Below are 18,791 nucleotides of genomic sequence, written 5' to 3' on the forward strand. Positions count from 1 at the left end.
TCCAGCGTAGAAGGGCACTTGGCAGGACCGAGGAATACTTCTGATGCCGCGCGCGACGGCGCCTCCGGATCGCCCACTCTCGGCCGGTCCCAGCCGGAACGGGATAGCTTCGTGCCGCCCGGCCCAAGACGACCGAGATGACGCCGCAGGTCAGGGGCAGCCGTCTACGATCAGCCGTCATGGACTGGCTGGAGCGGACCGCGAAGCTGAGACAGTGGACCCGGAGCGGAACCCGCGCCCCGCACAAGCCGCTGCTGCTCCTGTACGCCCTCGGCCGGTTCCAGGAGGATGCGGAAGGCGGCCTGCGCTACAGCATGGTGGAGCAGGACCTGCAACGGCTTCTGACCGAGTACGGCCCACCGAACAAGACGACGCCCGCCTACCCCTTCCACCACCTGGTCAGCGACGACATATGGGAAGTGCGCACCGACCACGGCCCCGGCAGCCCCGGAAGCGGGGTGCGAAACCTGCGGGAAACGGGTGCCACCGGACGGCTCGCGCCGGACTTCAGGGCGGCGCTGCGACGCGACCCGCGACTGCTCAGCCAGGTCACACGGTTGCTGCTCGATCTGCACTTCCCACCCTCCCTCCACAGCGAGCTGTGCGAAGCCGTCGGACTGGAACTGGAGCCGGCGGAGACCCAGGAGCTTTCCGCGGTGCGCAGGCAACGGGATCGGCGGATGCGGGAGCTTGTGCTGACCGCCTATGAGTACCGGTGTGCCTTTTGCGGTTACGACGGCAGGATCGGCACGGTGCCGGTCGGGCTGGAGGCTGCCCATGTGCGCTGGTGGGCGTTCGGCGGCCCCGACGATGTCGAGAACGGGCTGTGTCTGTGCTCGCTGCACCACAAGCTTTTCGACAAGGGCGTCCTCGGTGTGGGAAACGGCCACCGTGTCCTCGTCTCACAGCGCTTCGTCGGCCACAGCCCCGCCGCCCGCGAGCACGTCATAGCTCTCGCGGGCCGGCCACTCGTCGGCCCGCAGCCAGGCGCGCACCCTGTCGCGGCCGCTCACCGCGACTGGCACGCCCGCCAGGTCTTCCACGGCGAGCCGCGCCCCGCCACGGCTGCCTGACCGATACAGCCTCGCAGGACATCCTCTTCATAGAACGTGGGTTCAACAGAACCTCTCGTCGAGAGGACCGAGGGCACATCCAGGGCACATGAGCCCGGGAAACGGCGTTGACCCGTGAGAACTACTGGGACGAGTTTCCGCAGGTCGACGCACACTTCACCGAGAAACCCAAGGTCAGCGCCCCGCCGCCCCCACTCGCTGCACGAGTGGCAGGACTTCTCGCATCGGCTGCATGAGGCGGGGCATCAGCCTTATTGCTTGGTCTGGCCCTGAGCTGGGGTTCCGCTGATTTCGGGCGGGGTTTTCGGACCCCGCCCTCGTCATGTGCCGTGACGGGTCGGCCGGTCCCGTCGTCGAGCCGGACTGCCGCGGCCGGCACGGGGACACGGGACAGGACCCGGACGGCGACTCGATGTCAGGGCGGAGACCGCCACCGTGACGGATGGGGGAACAATGCGTTCACCGCACAGCGCGCTCGTGCTCGGCCCGGGCGGGTTCGGTGGCACCGCCTGGATGGGCGGACTCGCCCACGGTCTGCGCGGTCTGGGTGTCGACCTGGGCGCGGCGGACCTGGTCGTCGGCACCTCGGCCGGCGCGATCGTGGGCGCCGCGCTGGCCGCAGGGCAGGACCTCGCGCACTTCGCCGACCCCGCCGGCAGCGGCGGCGACGGTCCCCGGCCGCCGCAGGCCGACCGGCGGCGCATGGGTGAGGTCTTCGCGGTCCTCGGCGCCGGGCTGCCACCGGAGGAGGCCCGCCGGCGGGTCGGGCGGATCGCCCTCGACGCGGCCGATCCCCAGGCCGAGCAGGCGTTGGTCGCGGTCCGACGCCGGCTCGTCGGCACGGACACCTGGCCGGCAGAGCGTCGCCTGCTCATCCCTGCCGTGGAGGCGGGAAGCGGCGAGCCGGTCGTCTGGGAGCGCGGCAGCGGTGTCCCGCTGGCGGCTGCTGTCGCGGCCTCCAGCGCGTTCCCGGGCGCGGCGCCTCCGGTCTCGATCGGCGGGCGCCACTACATCGACGGCGCGCTGCGGGCAGGCGCCAACGTGGACCTCGCGGCCGGTACACGTACGTTGGTCGTCGTGGAGCCGATGGCGCGTCAGACTCCCGGACAGGAAGCGTTTGCCGCGCTGGGCGCGGAGACGGTGGTGTCGCTGTTCCCGGACGAGTCGTCGGCGGCGGCACTCGGCACCGACCCGTCGGACCCCTCGGCGTGGGCGCCTGCGTTCCAGGCGGGACTGCGGCAAGCCGCTGCCGCGCGAAAGGAGCTGGCCGACTCCTGGGCGCCGGCGCCGTGAGCCGGGGTTCCGCAATGCGGTACCTCGTCGGCCGTCCAGGAAGCGGCCATCGCCGCAGTCGTCCCACCAAGAGGTACGAGGTCAAACCGCCTGGTGGCCGCGGCCGTTGGTGCTGTTGACGGGCACTCGTCGGAGTTCTCCTTCTGCACTCGTCATCTGACGGGGCATCTCGTCGGGCGAGGCGCGGAGTGCGCGCCGTACCGGCCGCTACCCAAAGTCACCGTGATGCGGCCGTCCGTCACACCCGGGCGCGTGCGGGCGGCGGGTCGCCCGCCATGGCGATCGGCGGAGGCGTCTCGGGGGCTCCTCGGCATTGGGTCGCGGCGGTGCTGGGTCTATCGTCGGAATCCAGGGCCAGGACGAGGAGGACGGCCGGTGATGCCGCAGGACGAGGCCGTGGTCGGCCGCACGGGCAAAGTGCTCATCGGAACGCGGGGAGCCGCGGGTCCCGGCGAGGTCCTGGTGCGGGTGCGGGGCGGCTCCGAGACGTTCCTGGCGTGGTCCGAGGATCCCCTGCCCGCGGGCGCCACGGTCCTCGTGATCGAATCACGGGGATGCCGCGAGGTCGGCGTCATCGAGTGGGTGGATCCATTGGACGCGCTCGGCGGAGAGGCCGCCGGCGCCGGCTGAGGAGTACAGGCATGTTCGGATACCGCGTTCCCGCTCCCGACGAGGCGATGTTGATCTCGGGGGGCCGGCGGGGACTGGGGGGCGCGCCGTTCCGAGTGGTGACGGGGCACGGGAAGTTCGTGCTCCCCGTCTTCCGCAAGGTCAGGTTCCTCACCCTCTCCATGTGCGAGGCCGAGGTCACCGAGACCTGCGTGACCAAGCAGGGCATCTCCCTGCACGTCCGCGCCGTCATCGCCTTCAAGGTCGGCAACGACCACGAGAGCATCATCAACGCGGGCCAGCGCTTCCTGTCCGACCAGGAGCAGATGTCCGTGCTCACCGGGCGGATCTTCGCCGGCCACCTGCGGGCGATCATCGGCTCGATGACGGTCGAGGAGATCGTCACCGAGCGGCAGAAGCTCGCCGCCGAGGTGCTGGACACCTCCAAGACGGAGATGGCCAAGATCGGTCTGATCGTCGACTCGCTGCAGATCCAGTCCATCGACGACGGCGACACCGGGTACATCGACGCGATGTCCGCCCCGCACAAGGCGGCCATCCAGCGGCAGGCGCAGATCGCGCAGGCGCAGGCCACGCAGGCCGCGGTCGAGGCGGAGCAGGCGGCGGCCCGCAAGCAGGCCGAGTACGCCCGGCAGACCGCGATCGTGAAGGCCGAGTACTCGGCGGAGGTGGACCGCGCCCAGGCGCAGGCGGCGCAGGCCGGACCGCTGGCGCAGGCGCACGCCCAGCAGGAGGTGCTGGCCGCGCAGACCGAACTGGCCGAGCGGCAGGCGAAGTTGCGCCAGCAGCAGCTGGTGGCCGAGGTCGTCAAGCCGGCCGAGGCGGAGGCCGAGCGGGTGCGGATCCTGGCCGCCGCCGAGGCCCAGCGCATGAAGATCCAGGCGGAGGCCGCGGCCTCGTACGACCGGGTCGCGCTGGACCGGATGCTCATCGACCAGCTCCCGCAGATCGTGAAGGAGGCCGCGGGCGGCCTGTCGGGCGCCAACGTCAACGTCCTGAACGGCGCGGACGGCCTCGGCGAGATCGCCGCCGGCCTGGTGTCGCAGGGCCTGACGATCCTCGACTCGGTCCGCCAGAACCTGGGCGGCCAGGACAAGGCCGGCCAGGGCGACCAGGGCGGCAGGTCCGACGCCAACGGCCTGCTCCAGCTGCACTCGGGCAGCAAGGACCGCCGGTCGGACGACGGCCCGGTGAACGTCGACTAGCTCCTCGGTACGGCCGTCCGGCCCCGGCGACCGTGAAGTGCCGGTCGGGGCCGGGCCGTTCACCGCTCGGGGAAGGGAACCTCCCCCCGGCCGGCCGCCCCCGCGGCCCCGGCGCCCCTCAGGTGCGGGCGGGGCCGGTCCGGCGTGCCGCGTGGGCCAGTTCCAGCAGTTCCGCGACCTCCCACTGGTCGTACGCGTGCTCGCCGTACTTCGCGGCGAGCACGGTGCCGTCGGCGGCGATCAGGACGTCGGCGGGGAGGCCGAGGCGGCCGCCGTGCGGGCGGGACGCCGGGGGCCGCTGGAGAGTGCACGCGGGGCGTCTCCGTCACGGCGGCGCCGACGGCCGCCCGCCGGCCCGTCCGTCGATCCACCCGCCGGTCCACCCGTCGAGCCGCGCGGCGGCTGCCCGCCGGTCCGGCGTGTGACCGGTGCTTCAGGCCGATGCGCCTAGCAGTACGGCGCCTGGCCGGTCAGCGAGGCCGCGACCCGCATCCACACGCCGAACTGGCGGTAAAGGGCCGGGAGGGGGCCGGTCGCGTGGATCGTGCGGCTGTTCTCGGACACCACGCCCGGTATGCCGAGGAGGGTCGCGGCGACGGAGGCGGACTGCCAGCGCACGGTGAGGGTGGCCTCGGCGGTGGCGGGCGCGGGGCGGCGCGGAGCCGGGGTCAGGGCCGCCGCGACCGCCTCCTCGACGGCCTTCCGCGCCTCCGCCGGCGGACGCAGCTCGGCCGCGAACCGGCCGTGGGCGTTCTTCACGGGCACGGTGACGACGGACGCGTCCCACGCCGTCATCTCCGCGCACGCCACGTCGTCACCCGTGAGGGCCACCACCGGCACCCCCAGGGCCGCCGCCGTGGCGTGGGCGAGCCCGATCTCGCCGACCGGCCGGCCGTCCAGCCACATGTCCTCGATCTCGTGGCCCATGAAGCTGTGGCTGAGCACGCCCGGCGCACCGGCCCGGGAGTGGTAGCCGACGCACAGCGCGGCGTCGTACTCCCCCGTCAGGCCCTCCAGCATCCCCATCTGCTTGGGCTTGCCGCGCACCAGCCGGACGGCCGGGTGCAGCGCCTCGGGCAGCAGGTTGCGCATCGGGCCGTGCGCGTCGTTGACGAGGATGTCGGCCGCGCCGGCCGCCAGCGCGCCGCGCACCGCCGCGTTCACGTCCTCGGCCATCATGGAGCGGCCGCGCTCGTAGTCCCGGCCGTCCGGCTGGACGTCGTCGGCGTCGACGAGGCCGGTGACGCCCTCCATGTCCACGCTGATGTAGATGCGCACGCCGTCGACCCTAACCGACCCTACGTATTGTAGGTTCCCAAGCACCGGCTGCCGCGAGGCCGTTCATTCGTCTGTTCACGGGGGTTCCATGCAGGACACGGAAACGGAGGCCCGCGGCGAGGTCTGTGCGCGCACCCTGGCGCCGACGCTGGCCCTGCTGGCCGTCAGCCTCCTCGTCGCCGCCGTCGGCGTGTACGAGCTGTGCGGGTTCGGGCTGCACAGCCTGGACCGGCGCCCGCATCTGTTCAGTGACGGCCTCGCGACCGGCGGGGTGATCGTCGCCGCGGTGGCGGCCGGCGCGGCGTTCGGGAACCTCGGCTGGCATCTGGCGGCGGCCCGGCGCGCGCGGGAAAAGGCCGGGTAAGGCGGTACAAGGCCAGGTAAGAGGCGGGGCACGGCAAGGACGGGGTGAGGGCGGATGCCGGTACGCTCCTCTCCCGAAGCGCATCCAAGCCCACTACCCTACAAACTGTAGGGTCAAGGGGGCCCCGCCCCGGGGCCGCACCGTCCCCCTCCCCTGTCAAGGTGACCAGTCACCATGCCCGCTCAGCAGCCGACCCTGACCACCCCCCAGGTCCCCGCACAGCGCGGCCCGCGCCGCCTGCCCCAGCTGCCCCAGCCCAGCCCCCGCCTGCGTGCCCGGGCGGCCTCGGCCACCGTGTGGTACCTGCGGCTGATCGCCGTCTTCAACATCGTCGCGGTCATGTCGCTGCCGTTCCGCAAAGAGGTGCAGGAACACAACGACGGCAAGCTCTTCACCGCCCGCCATGTGCACGCCCACACCCACCACGCCGGCCAGTTCTTCACGCCGTACCTGGCCACCGCGGGCCTCGCCTCGGCCGCGGCGGCCATCTTCCTGGCGCTGGTGATGCGGCGCGGCAAGCGGGCCGCATGGGTGGTCAACCTGCTGCTCGCCGGTCCCCTGTTCGCGCTCTACGTCCTCGCGCTCACCCAGCACCCCTACCGCGACCACGTCTTCAACTGGATCTCCACCGCTCTCACCGGCCTGTTCGTGGCCGCGCTGCTGATCGGCCGCCGCGAGTTCAACGCCATCGGCGACCCCTCCAACCCCAGGCTCGCGCTCGCCGTGGGCTTCGGCGGCGTCGTGGCGACCGGCGGGCTCGGCACGCTGCTCGTGCACGCCACCAACAAGGTGCCGCACGCGCCCGTGCTCGAGGAGCTCGCCTACTCCCTGCTGCGCGGCATCAGCGTCGGCCCGCTCGCCGACCGCGTCGACTCCGTGCACGCGCCCCGCTGGGTGGACATCGTCATCAACATCCTGCTCGCCGCGGCCTTCTGCCTGGTCCTGTACGCCTGCTTCCGCTCGCCGCGCGGCCGCAAACTGCTCACCGAGGAGGACGAGGCCCGGCTGCGGGCCCTGCTGGACAAGCACGGCGCCCGGGACTCCCTCGGCTATTTCGCGCTGCGCCGCGACAAGGCCGCCATCTTCTCCCCCACCGGCAAGGCCGCCGTCACCTACCGCGTCGTCGGGGCCGTCTCCCTCGCCTCCGGCGACCCCATCGGCGATCCCGAGGCGTGGCCCGGCGCCATCGAGGCCTGGCTCACCGAGGCCCGCCGGCACGCCTGGACCCCGGCCGTCATGGGCGCCAGCGAGGAGGCCGGCACCATCTACGCCCGGCACGGCCTGGACGCCCTCGAACTCGGCGACGAGGCCATCGTCGACATCGCCGACTTCAGCCTGGAGGGCCGTGCCATGCGCGTGGTCCGGCAGGCCCACAACCGGGTCAGGCGGGCGGGCTACACGGTCCGCATCCGCCGCCACGAGGACATCCCCGCCGACGAGATGGCCCGGCTGATCGAGTGCGCCGACCGCTGGCGCGACGGCGCCACCGAGCGCGGCTTCTCCATGGCCCTCGGCCGGCTCGGCGACCCCTCGGACGGCCGCTGCGTGATGCTGGAGTGCCGGGACGCGAACGACGAGCCGCGCGCCCTGCTCAGCTTCGTCCCGTGGGGCGAGCACGGCCTGTCCCTTGACCTGATGCGCCGGGACCGCGACTGCGAGAACGGCCTGATGGAGTACATGGTCGTGGAACTCCTGCTGCGGGGCAAGGAGTTGGGCATCGAGCGGGTGTCGCTGAACTTCGCGATGTTCCGCTCGGTCTTCGAACGCGGCGCCCGGCTCGGCGCGGGCCCGGTCCTGCGGCTGTGGCGCTCGACCCTCACCTTCTTCTCACGCTGGTGGCAGATCGAGTCCCTCTACCGCGCCAACGCCAAGTACCGCCCGGTCTGGGAGCCGCGCTTCCTCCTCTTCGCCAAGAGCAGCGACATCCCGCGGATCGGCCTGGCGAGCGCCCGCGCGGAGGGTTTCCTGACCTTGCCGGGGGTGGGGAGCCGACGGTCCTGAGGGGGCGTACGACGGTCCGAGGCGGCGTCCGGCGGTCCGAGGCGGGGCTTTCGGCCGTCCCGGGCCCCGCCGCCGGTCGGTCACTTCACGCCGGCGGTCACTTCACGCCGGTCCGTCACTTCACGCCCGCCGCCCGGAGTGCCGTCAGGATCAGCGCCCTGGTCACCCGCACCACTTCCGGTACCGAGAGGCACTCCCGGGGGCTGTGGGCCACCCGCACGTCGCCCGGACCGTACTGCAGGGCCGGTATCCCGGCCGCCGCGTACAGGCGCAGGTCGCTGCCGTAGGGCGTGGCGCGTCCCGGACCACTCGTACGCGGCGACGGACCGCGCCGCCAGACCCTCCCGCGGCCCCAGGCCGCTCAGCCCCCGCCGCCCCCGTGCCCGGTGCCGGAACTCCTCGCGAGGCCGCCGCCCACGGTGAAGCCGATCACCGCTCCGCCGCCCTCGCGCTGGAAGGCGAAGGGCGCCCCGCCGTGTGCCATGGCGACCTCCCGGACGATGGACAGCCCGAGCCCGGAGCCGGGGAGGGAGCGCGCGTCGGCGGCCCGGTAGAAGCGGTCGAAGATGCGCATGAGGTCGCCCTCGGCGATACCGGGCCCCCGGTCCAGCACCTCCACCCGTACCGTCCCCTGCCGGGCGGGCCCGGTGATGCTGACCTCGATCGGCGCCTTGTTGTCCCGGTCGAACTTGGCCGCGTTCTCCACCAGGTTCGAGATGGCCCGCTGGAGCATGGCGGGCCGCCCGTCGGTCGTCGTGTCGCCGCTGGTGTGCAGCACGATCTCGCGTCCGGTGCGCCGTTTGGCGAGCCCCACGACGTCCTCGGCGATGTCGGCGATGTCGACCCGCTGCGGCGGCTCGGTGTCGGACTGGCCCGCCGCGAGGTCGACCAGCTCGTTGACCAGGTCGGTCAGCTCCCGTGCCTCCTGGGTGAGGTCGGCGACCAGTTCCTCCCGGGTGGCGGGGGGCAGCTCGTCGATACGGCGCAGCAGCGAGATGTTCGTGCGCAGGGACGTCAGCGGGGTGCGCAGCTCGTGCCCGGCGTCCTGCACCAGACGGCGCTGGTCCTCCTCGGACTGGGCGAGCCGGCCCAGCATGCGGTCGAAGGCGCGGCCGAGCCGGCCCACCTCGTCGAGGCCGGCCACCGGCACCTCGATGCCCAGCTGCCGGGTGCGGGCCACGTCCTCCGCGGCGGTGGTGAGGACGACCAGGCGCCGGGTGATCCGGCGGGCCAGCCACCAGCCGAACAGACCGGCCGCCACCACGACGGCCGCCATCAGGATCAGCGTGCGCTGCTGCAGCGTCCGCAGCAGGTCCTCGGTGTCGCTGAACTCCTGCGCGACCTGCACCGCGCCCCGCCCGTCGCCGAGCGAGACGGTCGCGATGCGGAACAGGTCCCCGTCCACCGGTACGTCCTTGTGCTGGACGACCTTCCCGGCCGTCGTCGCCAGCGCCATGGCCTTGTCGCGGGAGGTGACGGGCAGGGACGGGTTGCCGTGGTCCACGATCTGACCCTGCGCGCCCAGCACCTGGACATCGGTGCGGGCGGGCCGCACCAGGTCGTGCCCGGGGCGGGAGGAGGAGAAGTCCTCCGGGACCATCTCGTGCTGCCGTACCTCGCTCTGGACGTCCTGCACGACCTGCGTGAACACCGACTGCTGGTCGACGCGGACCAGCCGCGCCGCGCTGCCGTACGACAGGATCCCGACGAGGATCGTGACGGCGGCGGTGACGGCCGCGAAGGAGACGGCGAACGTGGTGCGCAGGGAGACCAGCTTGGGCCGGCGCCGGGCCGACAGCCGCCGCAGGCGGCCCACCTAGTCCTCCCGCAGCACGTAACCCACGCCTCGCACGGTGTGGATCAGCTGCGGGGCGCCGGGCTCGTCGAGCTTGCGGCGCAGGTAGCCGACGTAGACGGCGAGGTTCTTCGAGCCGGGCCCGAAGTCGTAGCCCCAGATCCGGTCGTAGATCGTCGAGTGGTCGAGCACGATGCCCGCGTTGCGCACGAGCAGCTCCAGCAGCTCGAACTCGGTGCGGGTCAGCTCCAGCTCGCGCTCGCCCCGCCAGGCCCGGCGGGCCTGCAGGTCCATGCGGATGCCGGCGGCCTCCACCTGCCGGTCGGAGAGCTGGACCTCACGGCTGCCGTTCTCCGCGCCGCCGCCGCCAGCGCCCGCGCCGGCCGGCACCGGGCTGGTACGGCGGAGCAGGGCACGCAGCCGGGCGAAGACCTCCTCGACGTCGAACGGCTTGACCACGTAGTCGTCGGCGCCGGCGTCGAGGCCCGCGATCCGGTCGGCGGTCTCCACCAGCGCGGTCAGCATGAGGATCGGGGTGCGGTCGCCCTCGGCGCGCAGCACACGGCAGACCTGGAGGCCGTCGATCCCGGGCATCATCACGTCGAGCACGAGGACGTCCGGCGGCGTCTTGTGGGCCTGCGCCAGCGCCTCGACGCCGTCGGCCACCGCCGTCACCTCGTACCCTTCCAGGGTCAGGGCACGCTCGAGGGCGTGGCGGATGGCACGGTCGTCTTCAGCGAGCAGCACAGTCTGGGGCACGCACCCAGTCTGCCAAGGTGTTCGACGGTTCGAGCGGGGCGAGTGGACCTACGATCACCCTTTTTACCCGCCTCTCACCGTCACACGGGCAACCCGGCCCCCGGATCTACCGTCTTCTCACCGTCACCGCGCCCGGCCACCGGTGACGGCGTTCCCGGACCCCCGCTTCGGCGCCTGCCATCCCTGCCTTCAGTCGCCGGACGCGGCGAGTCTGGCCAGCTGCTCCTCGAAGGGCACGACGCCGAACCCGCCCGGGGCACCCGCATCGAAGCCGCCCGGAGCACCCGCTCCGAAGGCGTCCGGGACACCGGCCGTGAGCCCTCCGGAGACGCCCGCCGCGCCCGCCCCGGCCGCCGGCAGCCGCGCCATCAGCGCGGCCAGCTCCCCGGCCGCCCGCTCGATCCGCCCGGCGAGTCCCTCCTCGCCCCAGTCCTCCGACGCGGCGTACACCCCCGTCGGCACGACCACGGCCCGCAGGTAGGCGAACAGCGGCCGCAGGGCGTGTTCCAGCACCAGGGAGTGCCGGGCCGTGCCGCCGGTGGCCGCGATCAGCACCGGCTTGCCCGTCAGCGCGTCCTTGTCGAGGACGTCGAAGAACGACTTGAACAGTCCGCTGTACGAAGCGGAGAACACCGGTGTCACGACGATCAGCCCGTCGGCCGCCGCCACCGCGTCCTGCGCGGCGGCGAGCGCCTTCCCGGCGAACCCGTTGGTGAAGTTGTGGGCGATCTCCACAGCGAGGTCCCGCAGCTCGACCACCTCCACGCCCGCCTCGGCCCGCCGGGCCACCGCGGCGGCCAGCCGGTCACCGAGCAGCCGGGTGGAGGAGGGCACGCTCAGCCCCGCCGAGACGACGACGAGCTTCATGCGACGGCTCCCTTCCCGCTTCATACGACCGCTTCCTTCTCGGCGCCGCCCGCCTCGGCGGCCTCCTTCCGCGCTGCGGCGAGCAGCGAGGCGTGGGTCGGCGCCTCGGGCACGCCGGCGGGACGGCCGTTCGCGAACTCCTTGCGCAGCACGGGCACGACCTCCTCGCCGAGCATGTCGATCTGCTCCAGCACGGTCTTCAGCGGCAGCCCGGCGTGGTCCACCAGGAACAGCTGGCGCTGGTAGTCGCCGGCGTACTCGCGGAAGGACAGCGTCTTCTCGACGACCTGCTCGGGGGTGCCGACGGTCAGCGGGGTCTGGGCGGTGAAGTCCTCCAGGGAGGGCCCGTGGCCGTACACCGGCGCGTTGTCGAAGTACGGGCGGAACTCGCGCACCGCGTCCTGCGACTTCCGGCGCATGAACACCTGGCCGCCGAGGCCGACGATCGCCTGCTCGGGCGTGCCGTGGCCGTAGTGGGCGTACCGGGTCCGGTACAGCTCGACCATCCGCCTGGTGTGGTCGGCCGGCCAGAAGATGTTGTTGTGGAAGAAGCCGTCGCCGTAGTAGGCCGCCTGCTCGGCGATCTCCGGCGAGCGGATGGAGCCGTGCCAGACGAACGGCGGTACGCCGTCCAGCGGGCGCGGGGTGGAGGTGAAGCCCTGCAGCGGGGTGCGGAACTTCCCCTCCCAGTCCACGACGTCCTCGCGCCACAGCCGGCGCAGCAGGGCGTAGTTCTCGATGGCGAGGTTGATGCCCTGCCGGATGTCCTGGCCGAACCAGGGGTAGACCGGCCCGGTGTTGCCGCGGCCCATCATCAGGTCGACGCGTCCGTCGGCCAGGTGCTGCAGCATCGCGTAGTCCTCGGCGATCTTCACCGGGTCGTTGGTGGTGATCAGGGTGGTGGAGGTGGACAGGATCAGCTTGGTCGTCCGGGCCGCCACGTAGCCGAGCATGGTCGTCGGGGACGACGGCACGAACGGCGGGTTGTGGTGCTCGCCGGTGGCGAAGACGTCCAGGCCGGCCTCCTCGGCGTGGAGCGCGATGGCGACCATGGCCTTGATCCGCTCGCGCTCGGTCGGCGTACGCCCCGTGGTGGGGTCCGGCGTGACGTCGCCGACCGTGAAGATCCCGAACTGCATGGTCGCTCACCCTCCAGCTTGTTTACTGTTCAACTATACCCGCCGAACAGTCCCCCACCACCCGGATATTCCGGACCGCTCAGGGCACGATCACCAGCCGCCCCCGCAGCCCGCCCTCCGCGAGCCGCGCATGCGCCTTGGCCGCGTCCTGAAGCGCGTACGTCTCCGCCACCCGCAGCGTCAGCACGCCCTCGTCCACCAGCCGGACCAGCTCCGCGAGCCGCCCGCCGTCGGGCCGCACCCACACGTTCTCCGTCCGCACCCCCCGCTCGGCCTCGGGCAGCGCCCCGTCCCTGACCGCGACGAACGCGCCCCCGTCCCGCACCCACGCAAGCGCCGGCGCCCCCAGCACGGCCGCGTCCAGCACCCCGTCCACGCTCCCCGGCTCCACCCCGTCCGCGGTGAAGCGCGCGGCGCCCAGCGAGCGCACCAGCTCCTCGTCGCCCGCACGGGCATGCCCGGTCACCTCGATCCCCCGGTGCGCGGCCAGCTGCACCGCGAACCCGCCGACCGCCCCCGCGGCGCCGGTCACCAGCAGCCGGTCGCCCGCCGCGAGATCCAGCAGATCCAGGGCCTGCGCCGCGGTCAGCCCGTTCAGCGGCAGGGTGCCCGCGTGCACGGCGTCCACCGAGGCGGGCGCCGCCGCCACGGCGTCCGCCGCCACGACGACGTACTCGGCGTGAGCGCCCAGCGGCACACCCACGCTCGGCGTCAGCGCCACCACCGGATCACCGACCCCCCAGGCCGCGGCCACACCGACCGCGTCCACCGTGCCGGCCACGTCCCAGCCGAGCCCCAGGGTCTTCCCGGCCCCGCCGAAGGCTCCGGCGCGCACGGCCGCGTCCACCGGGTTCAGCGCACCCGCGGCCACCTTGATCCGCACCTGCCCCGGCCCCGGCTCCGGCACCGCGACGTCCGCGATCTCCACCTGCTCCGGCCCGCCGAACGACCGCACCACAGCAGCACGCATGACAACTCTCCCTTTCCTCAAGGCAGTTGATGGCTTCGCGACCGCGTTCCGGCCGCAGCACCAACCGTAGGAGAGCTACTATCGATCGGTAAGTAGTTACCTGAGAGTGCCTAGCTGTCCCGGAGGGAAGAACCCATGGCGACCATGACCGCGGCCCAGCGCCGCGAACAGGCCCGCGCCGACTACGACGCCTTCCTCCGCGCGTGCCCCTCCCACCAGCTCCTCGGCCGGCTCAGCGACAAATGGGTCAGCCTCGTCATCGCCGCCCTCTCCGGCGGCTCCCGGCGCTACAGCGACCTCAGCCGCACGATCGCCGGCGTCAGCCCCAAGATGCTCACCCAGACCCTGCGCGCCCTCGAACGCGACGGCATCATCAGCCGCACCGTCACCCCCACCGTCCCCGTCCGCGTCGACTACGCCCTCACGCCCCTCGGCACCAGCCTCGCCGGCCTGCTCACCGCCGTGAAGGACTGGGCCGAGACCCACTTCGAGGACGTACGAGCGGCCCGCGAACGCTACGACGCCCAGAACCCGAACTGAGACGGCGCCCCGCGGCGCCCGGACGCCGTCCGCCGGACGACGGCGCGGCCCCGGAACACCGCGCGGGCCCCGCGTGCCAAGCTGCGGCCCATGTCGATCCTCCGCTCCGCCGCCCTGTTCGTCCTCGCCGCCGTCTTCGAGATCGGCGGCGCCTGGCTGGTCTGGCAGGGCGTGCGCGAACACCGCGGCTGGCTGTGGGCGACCGGCGGGGTCCTGGCCCTCGGCGCGTACGGCTTCGTCGCCACCTTCCAGCCGGACGCCCACTTCGGCCGCGTCCTGGCCGCGTACGGCGGCGTCTTCGTGGCCGGCTCACTGCTGTGGGGCGCGCTCGCCGACGGCTACCGGCCCGATCGCTGGGACGTCACCGGGGCACTGATCTGCCTCGCCGGAATGGCCGTGATCATGTGGGCCCCGCGGAACGGCTCCTGAGCCTCACTTACGCTGGACGACACCTGCGCGGGTCGAGACCCACGCAGGCCGAAACCCACGCCGGCCGGAACCCACGCCGGCCGAAGCCGTACACCACCCGGACCCCAGGAGCTGCCCATGGCCCCCGCCTCCCGCATCGCCGTCGTCACCGGTGCGAGCAGCGGCATCGGCGCCGCCACGGCCCGGCAGCTCGCCCAGGCCGGCTACCGCGTCGTCCTCACCGCCCGCCGCAAGGACCGCATCGAGGCGCTGGCCGAGGAACTGACCACGGCGGGCCACTCGGCGGTCGCCTACCAGCTCGACGTCACCGACCGCGCGGCGGTGGACGAGTTCGCCACGGCCTTCCGGACCATCGCCGTCCTGGTCAACAACGCGGGCGGCGCGCTCGGCGCGGACCCCGTGGCCACCGGCGACCCGGCCGACTGGCGCGCGATGTACGAGACCAACGTCATCGGCACCCTCAACCTCACCCAGGCCCTGCTGCCCAAGCTGATCGCGAGCGGCGACGGCGTGGTCGTGGTCGTCTCCTCCACCGCCGGCCACGGCACCTACGAGGGCGGCGCGGGCTATGTCGCCGCCAAGCACGGCGCCCACGTCCTCGCCGAGACCCTCCGCCTGGAGATCGTCGGCCAGCCGGTCCGCGTCATCGAGATCGCCCCCGGCATGGTCAAGACGGAGGAGTTCGCCCTGACCCGCTTCGCCGGCGACGAGGCGAAGGCCGCCAAGGTCTACGAGGGCGTGCCCGACCCCCTCACGGCGGACGACGTCGCCGAGACCATCACCTGGGCGGTGACCCGCCCCAGCCACGTCAACGTCGACCTCCTCGTCCTCCGCCCCCGCGCCCAGGCGTCCAACACGAAGGTCCACCGGGAACGCTGATGCCCGACTCCGCCCCCCAGACCCCCGACCCCCTGGAACAGGCCCGCCTGGCCCAGGAAACCAAGGACGAACGCAAGGTCTGGTACTTCCTCGGCTACTTCCTCTTCGGCATCCACATCGTGGCCTTCGTCATGATCTACGCGGTCCGCCACGCGAAGTAGCCCGCCGAGCAGACCGATGGGCGCGGCGATCGTTCGCCACGCCCACTGCCGTGCCTAGCCCTTCACGCAGACGACCTGCTTCAGCTTCGCCACGACCTCCACCAAGTCCCGCTGCTGGTCGATGACCTGGTCGATCGACTTGTAGGCCCCCGGGATCTCGTCCACGACGCCGGAGTCCTTGCGGCACTCCACGCCCCGGGTCTGCTCCTCCAGGTCCTTCGTCGAGAAGCGCCGCTTGGCGGCGTTGCGGCTCATCCGCCGGCCCGCGCCGTGCGAGGCGGAGTTGAAGGACTTCTCGTTACCGAGGCCCTTCACGATGTACGACCCCGTACCCATGGAGCCCGGGATGATTCCGTAGTCCCCGGAGCCGGCACGGATCGCGCCCTTGCGGGTCACGAGCAGGTCCATGCCGTCATACCGCTCCTCCGCCACGTAATTGTGGTGACAGGAGATCTCCGGCTCGAAGGCCGGCTTCGCCTTCTTGAACTCCTTGCGGATGACGTCCTTCAGCAGCGCCATCATCAGCGTGCGGTTGTACCTGGCGTACTCCTGCGCCCAGAACAGGTCGTTGCGGTAGGCCGCCATCTGCGGGGTGTCCGCCACGAAGACCGCCAAGTCGCGGTCGACCAGGCCCTGGTTGTGCGGGAGCTTCTGGGCCACGCCGATGTGGTGCTCGGCCAGTTCCTTGCCGATGTTGCGGGAACCGGAGTGCAGCATGAGCCACACCGAGCCGGACGTGTCTATGCAGACCTCGACAAAATGGTTGCCCGATCCGAGCGTTCCCATCTGCTTCGAGGCCCGTTCCTGACGGAACTTGACCGATTCGGCAATCCCATCAAACCGCCCCCAGAAGTCGTCCCAGCCGGCGGTCGCCAGCCCGTGGAAGTCCCCCGGCTCCACGGGATCCTCGTGCATGCCCCGCCCCACCGGGATCGCCTGCTCGATCCTCGACCGGAGCCGCGACAGGTCGCCCGGCAGGTCGTTGGCGGTCAGGGACGTCTTCACCGCGGACATTCCGCAGCCGATGTCCACACCGACCGCCGCCGGGCACACCGCGCCCTGCATGGCGATGACGGACCCGACCGTCGCGCCCTTGCCGTAGTGCACGTCCGGCATCACGGCGAGGCCCTTGATCCAGGGCAGGGTGGCGACGTTCTGGAGCTGGCGCAGCGCCACGTCCTCGACCGTGGCGGGGTCGGTCCACATGCGGATGGGGACCTTCGCGCCCGGCATCTCGACGTACGACATACGTTCCTCATTCCCCCGAAAACGACAACAAAGGCTTAGCCAGGGCTTATAGACGGCAAAGTGGAAAAGCAGCGCTTACGCCGGTGAAAAAGGACAAGGGACCGGCGGCCACGGCGGCGCGTGCGATACACATTGTCTCCAGGGGACGCCCCGCCGCGGCAAGCGAATAACCGGCGGGGACACTGGAGCACCGAGCGACCGCACACCCGAGAGGAGCCCGACCGTGCAGCGGAAGGCCTATGTGACCGGCACCGCAGCCCTCCTCGCGGCGCTGCTGGCCGGCTGCTCGAGCGGCTCGGCCAGCGACGGTCCGTCGGACGACTCCCATCCGGGTGACGCCGGCACGGCCACCGTCGCCGCGCAGCCCGGCAAGTACCGCACGCTTCCCGAACCCTGCGGTGCGATCGGTCACGACACGCTCGACTCGATGCTGCCCGGCATCAAGCAGATCACGGACCCCGTGCAGCGGGACAAGGCCTACCAGGGGCAGGCCGCGCTCACGTACGACACCGATCGCAAGGTCGGCTGCCGCTGGAAGGTGGAGTCCGCGGACGCCACGGACCGTCTCTCGGTCGACCTCGAGCGCGTGGTGTCGTACGACAACTCGGTCAGCGACGACGACCAGGCGAAGAAGCTGTTCGGGGAGAAGGAGGCCGCGGCCGATCTGCCTGCGCCGGGCAGCAGTTCGCCGGCGGGCGGAGCGAGCGGGGCGGGTACGCCCGATCCCAGCGCGTCGGCGTCGTCCAGCGGCGGCGCCTCTCCCTCCGGATCTCCCTCCGGATCCCCCTCCGGATCGCCGTCCGGCTCCCCCTCCTCCGGCGCGTCCGCGGCCGATCTGCTGCCGCGGGTGCTGTCGGATCTCGGTGACGAGGCGTATATCGACGACCAGCTCAGTCCGGCCGGTTCGACGGCCGAACAGCGGACGGTGACTGTGGTGTTCCGCACGTCCAACGTCGTCGTCACCCTCGTGTACGAGGAGCAGCCGACGGCGCTCGGATCGGTCCCGGACAGCAAGGAAATGCAGGACAGGGCCCGGAATCTGGCCTCGCACCTGGATGACGCGCTGGGCGGTTGACGGCCCCCGGGGCCGTTCGCCGGGGCGCGTGCGAAGCGCCCGAACGGAAACCGCGCAGCTCCTTCACCGCGTACCGTGGGGCCCCGCAGGAACCCGCACGACCACCGAGCGTCATGAGTGAAGGAACCATGCAGCGAGCAGCCCAGCGAGACGACCGTGCCCGACAGACGCGTGGGAAGCGCCTGAGCCGTGTTCTTGTCTGCGCGGCAGCCGTGCCGGCGGTGCTGATCACCGCCGCCTGTTCGTCGGACTCCGGTGACTCCAAGGCGAAGGGGTCCGGCACCGGTGTGCAGCAGTCCGCGGGCGGGAGCGCGGGGCCGTCGGCGAGTGCGTCGCCGACGGTGCAGGCGGCGGCGTACAAGAAGCTGCCGGACGCGTGCGCGGTGCTGTCGAAGAAGACGCTGACGGATCTGGTGCCGAAGGACACGTCGGGCAAGAAGGGCAGTTCGGACGATCCGTCGTCGCGTGCGTCGTGTTCGTGGAGCAGCCTGGACAACAACGGCGTGAAGGGTTCGCAGTTCCGCTGGCTGAACGTGTCGCTGCTGCGCTTCGACTCGGACAGCACGCGCGGTTCCGGTGACGCGCAGGCGCACGCCTACTTCGTCCGGCAGGTGAAGGACGCGTCGGTGGTGGACGGCGCGAAGAACACGAAGCAGACCCCCCTGTCGGGTACGGGCGCGGAGGCGACGGCCGTGCGCTACGACCTGAAGAAGAAGGAAGGCCTGTTCAGGCAGCAGACGGTGGTCGCGCGGGTCGAGAACGTGGTGGTCACGCTCGACTACAACGGCGCGGGTCTGGCGGGTGAGAAGACGCCGGACGCGGACGATCTGGCGAAGGCTGCGCAGGCCGCGGTCAAGGAGGCGGTCGGCGCGGTGTCGTCCGCCAACGGCGTCTCGTCGTCGGGTGGTTCGGGTTCGTCGGCGTCGGCGTCTCCTTCCACGTCGCCGTCGAAGTCGCCGTCGCAGTCCGCCTCGAAGTCGCCGTCTCCCGGCAAGTCGGCCTCTTCCGGTGCTTCTCCGTCCAAGTCGGCGGCGAAGAAGAGCTGAGCGGGCTTCGAAGCTCTGACCGGTACGACGTCCGCCGTA

General features: G+C 72.0%; 19 protein-coding genes. 12 read left to right on the plus strand and 7 right to left on the minus strand.

The annotated features are described in order from the left end of the window. The first annotated feature begins 179 nt into the window (after positions 1-179). The 4 genes from OG956_RS15080 to OG956_RS15095 all read left to right on the plus strand — a co-directional run bounded on the left by OG956_RS15080 (position 180) and on the right by OG956_RS15095 (position 4,201). Positions 180-1,073: a phosphorothioated DNA-binding restriction endonuclease gene (locus OG956_RS15080; protein ID WP_330338482.1), complete on the plus strand. Its 894-nt coding sequence runs from the start codon at positions 180-182 to the stop codon at positions 1,071-1,073. Between the two features lie 453 nt (positions 1,074-1,526). Then, positions 1,527-2,366, plus strand: a complete 840-nt coding sequence (locus OG956_RS15085; RefSeq protein WP_330338483.1) for a patatin-like phospholipase family protein — start codon at positions 1,527-1,529, stop codon at positions 2,364-2,366. 378 nt (positions 2,367-2,744) lie between these two features. Continuing rightward, positions 2,745-2,996, plus strand: a complete 252-nt coding sequence (locus tag OG956_RS15090; protein WP_330338484.1) for a hypothetical protein — start codon at positions 2,745-2,747, stop codon at positions 2,994-2,996. An 11-nt stretch (positions 2,997-3,007) separates the two neighbouring features. After that, on the plus strand, positions 3,008-4,201 hold the full coding sequence (locus OG956_RS15095; protein ID WP_330338485.1) for an SPFH domain-containing protein: 1,194 nt from the start codon (positions 3,008-3,010) through the stop codon (positions 4,199-4,201). A 447-nt stretch (positions 4,202-4,648) separates the two neighbouring features. Here the strand turns inward: OG956_RS15095 and OG956_RS15100 are convergent, their stop codons facing one another. Beyond that, entirely contained in the window at positions 4,649-5,479 is an 831-nt protein-coding gene (locus tag OG956_RS15100; protein WP_330338486.1) for a M55 family metallopeptidase, read from the minus strand. Between the two features lie 88 nt (positions 5,480-5,567). Between OG956_RS15100 and OG956_RS15105 the strand changes: the two genes are divergently transcribed. Then, the gene (locus tag OG956_RS15105; protein WP_330338487.1) at positions 5,568-5,843 is read left to right on the plus strand and encodes a hypothetical protein; all 276 of its coding nucleotides are present in this window, start codon (positions 5,568-5,570) and stop codon (positions 5,841-5,843) included. 174 nt (positions 5,844-6,017) lie between these two features. Further along, positions 6,018-7,844, plus strand: coding sequence for a phosphatidylglycerol lysyltransferase domain-containing protein (locus tag OG956_RS15110; RefSeq protein WP_330338488.1), 1,827 nt, complete (start codon positions 6,018-6,020; stop codon positions 7,842-7,844). 361 nt (positions 7,845-8,205) lie between these two features. On the opposite strand, the gene OG956_RS15120 is transcribed toward OG956_RS15110, so the two are convergent. The 5 genes from OG956_RS15120 to OG956_RS15140 all read right to left on the minus strand — a co-directional run bounded on the left by OG956_RS15120 (position 8,206) and on the right by OG956_RS15140 (position 13,374). Then, positions 8,206-9,660, minus strand: coding sequence for a sensor histidine kinase (locus OG956_RS15120; RefSeq protein WP_330338489.1), 1,455 nt, complete (start codon positions 9,658-9,660; stop codon positions 8,206-8,208). Further along, positions 9,661-10,398: a response regulator transcription factor gene (locus OG956_RS15125; RefSeq protein WP_330338490.1), complete on the minus strand. Its 738-nt coding sequence runs from the start codon at positions 10,396-10,398 to the stop codon at positions 9,661-9,663. It lies immediately after the preceding gene. 189 nt (positions 10,399-10,587) lie between these two features. Further along, positions 10,588-11,265 (minus strand): CE1759 family FMN reductase, encoded by a 678-nt coding sequence (locus OG956_RS15130; RefSeq protein ID WP_330338491.1) that lies wholly within the window; start codon positions 11,263-11,265, stop codon positions 10,588-10,590. Between the two features lie 20 nt (positions 11,266-11,285). Continuing rightward, positions 11,286-12,404 carry an LLM class flavin-dependent oxidoreductase gene (locus tag OG956_RS15135; RefSeq protein WP_330338492.1) on the minus strand — a complete coding sequence of 373 codons (1,119 nt, stop codon included), beginning with the start codon at positions 12,402-12,404 and terminating at the stop codon, positions 11,286-11,288. 79 nt (positions 12,405-12,483) lie between these two features. Next, positions 12,484-13,374: an NADP-dependent oxidoreductase gene (locus tag OG956_RS15140; RefSeq protein ID WP_330338493.1), complete on the minus strand. Its 891-nt coding sequence runs from the start codon at positions 13,372-13,374 to the stop codon at positions 12,484-12,486. Between the two features lie 135 nt (positions 13,375-13,509). Between OG956_RS15140 and OG956_RS15145 the strand changes: the two genes are divergently transcribed. From OG956_RS15145 to OG956_RS15160, 4 genes are all read left to right on the plus strand, one after another. Further along, positions 13,510-13,914, plus strand: a complete 405-nt coding sequence (locus tag OG956_RS15145) for a winged helix-turn-helix transcriptional regulator (RefSeq protein WP_330338494.1) — start codon at positions 13,510-13,512, stop codon at positions 13,912-13,914. A 90-nt stretch (positions 13,915-14,004) separates the two neighbouring features. Continuing rightward, complete coding sequence (locus OG956_RS15150) at positions 14,005-14,343, plus strand: YnfA family protein (RefSeq protein WP_330338495.1); 339 nt, start codon at positions 14,005-14,007, stop codon at positions 14,341-14,343. Positions 14,344-14,460: 117 nt separating this feature from the next. Beyond that, positions 14,461-15,222, plus strand: coding sequence for an SDR family NAD(P)-dependent oxidoreductase (locus OG956_RS15155; RefSeq protein WP_330338496.1), 762 nt, complete (start codon positions 14,461-14,463; stop codon positions 15,220-15,222). Further along, entirely contained in the window at positions 15,222-15,383 is a 162-nt protein-coding gene (locus OG956_RS15160; RefSeq protein ID WP_330338497.1) for a hypothetical protein, read from the plus strand. Before OG956_RS15155 ends, OG956_RS15160 begins: the two co-directional genes overlap by 1 nt. 54 nt (positions 15,384-15,437) lie before the next feature. On the opposite strand, the gene OG956_RS15165 is transcribed toward OG956_RS15160, so the two are convergent. Next, positions 15,438-16,631, minus strand: coding sequence for an RtcB family protein (locus OG956_RS15165; RefSeq protein ID WP_330338498.1), 1,194 nt, complete (start codon positions 16,629-16,631; stop codon positions 15,438-15,440). Positions 16,632-16,854: 223 nt separating this feature from the next. Here OG956_RS15165 and OG956_RS15170 point away from each other — a divergent pair, with 223 nt between their 5' ends. Together OG956_RS15170 and OG956_RS15175 are read left to right on the plus strand one after the other, a co-directional pair. Then, positions 16,855-17,706 (plus strand): DUF3558 domain-containing protein, encoded by an 852-nt coding sequence (locus OG956_RS15170; protein ID WP_330338499.1) that lies wholly within the window; start codon positions 16,855-16,857, stop codon positions 17,704-17,706. A 128-nt stretch (positions 17,707-17,834) separates the two neighbouring features. Continuing rightward, on the plus strand, positions 17,835-18,752 hold the full coding sequence (locus OG956_RS15175) for a DUF3558 domain-containing protein (RefSeq protein WP_330338500.1): 918 nt from the start codon (positions 17,835-17,837) through the stop codon (positions 18,750-18,752). The last annotated feature ends 39 nt before the right edge of the window (positions 18,753-18,791 follow it).

This window comes from Streptomyces sp. NBC_00557 (assembly GCF_036345995.1).
Taxonomy (GTDB): Bacteria; Actinomycetota; Actinomycetes; order Streptomycetales; family Streptomycetaceae; genus Streptomyces.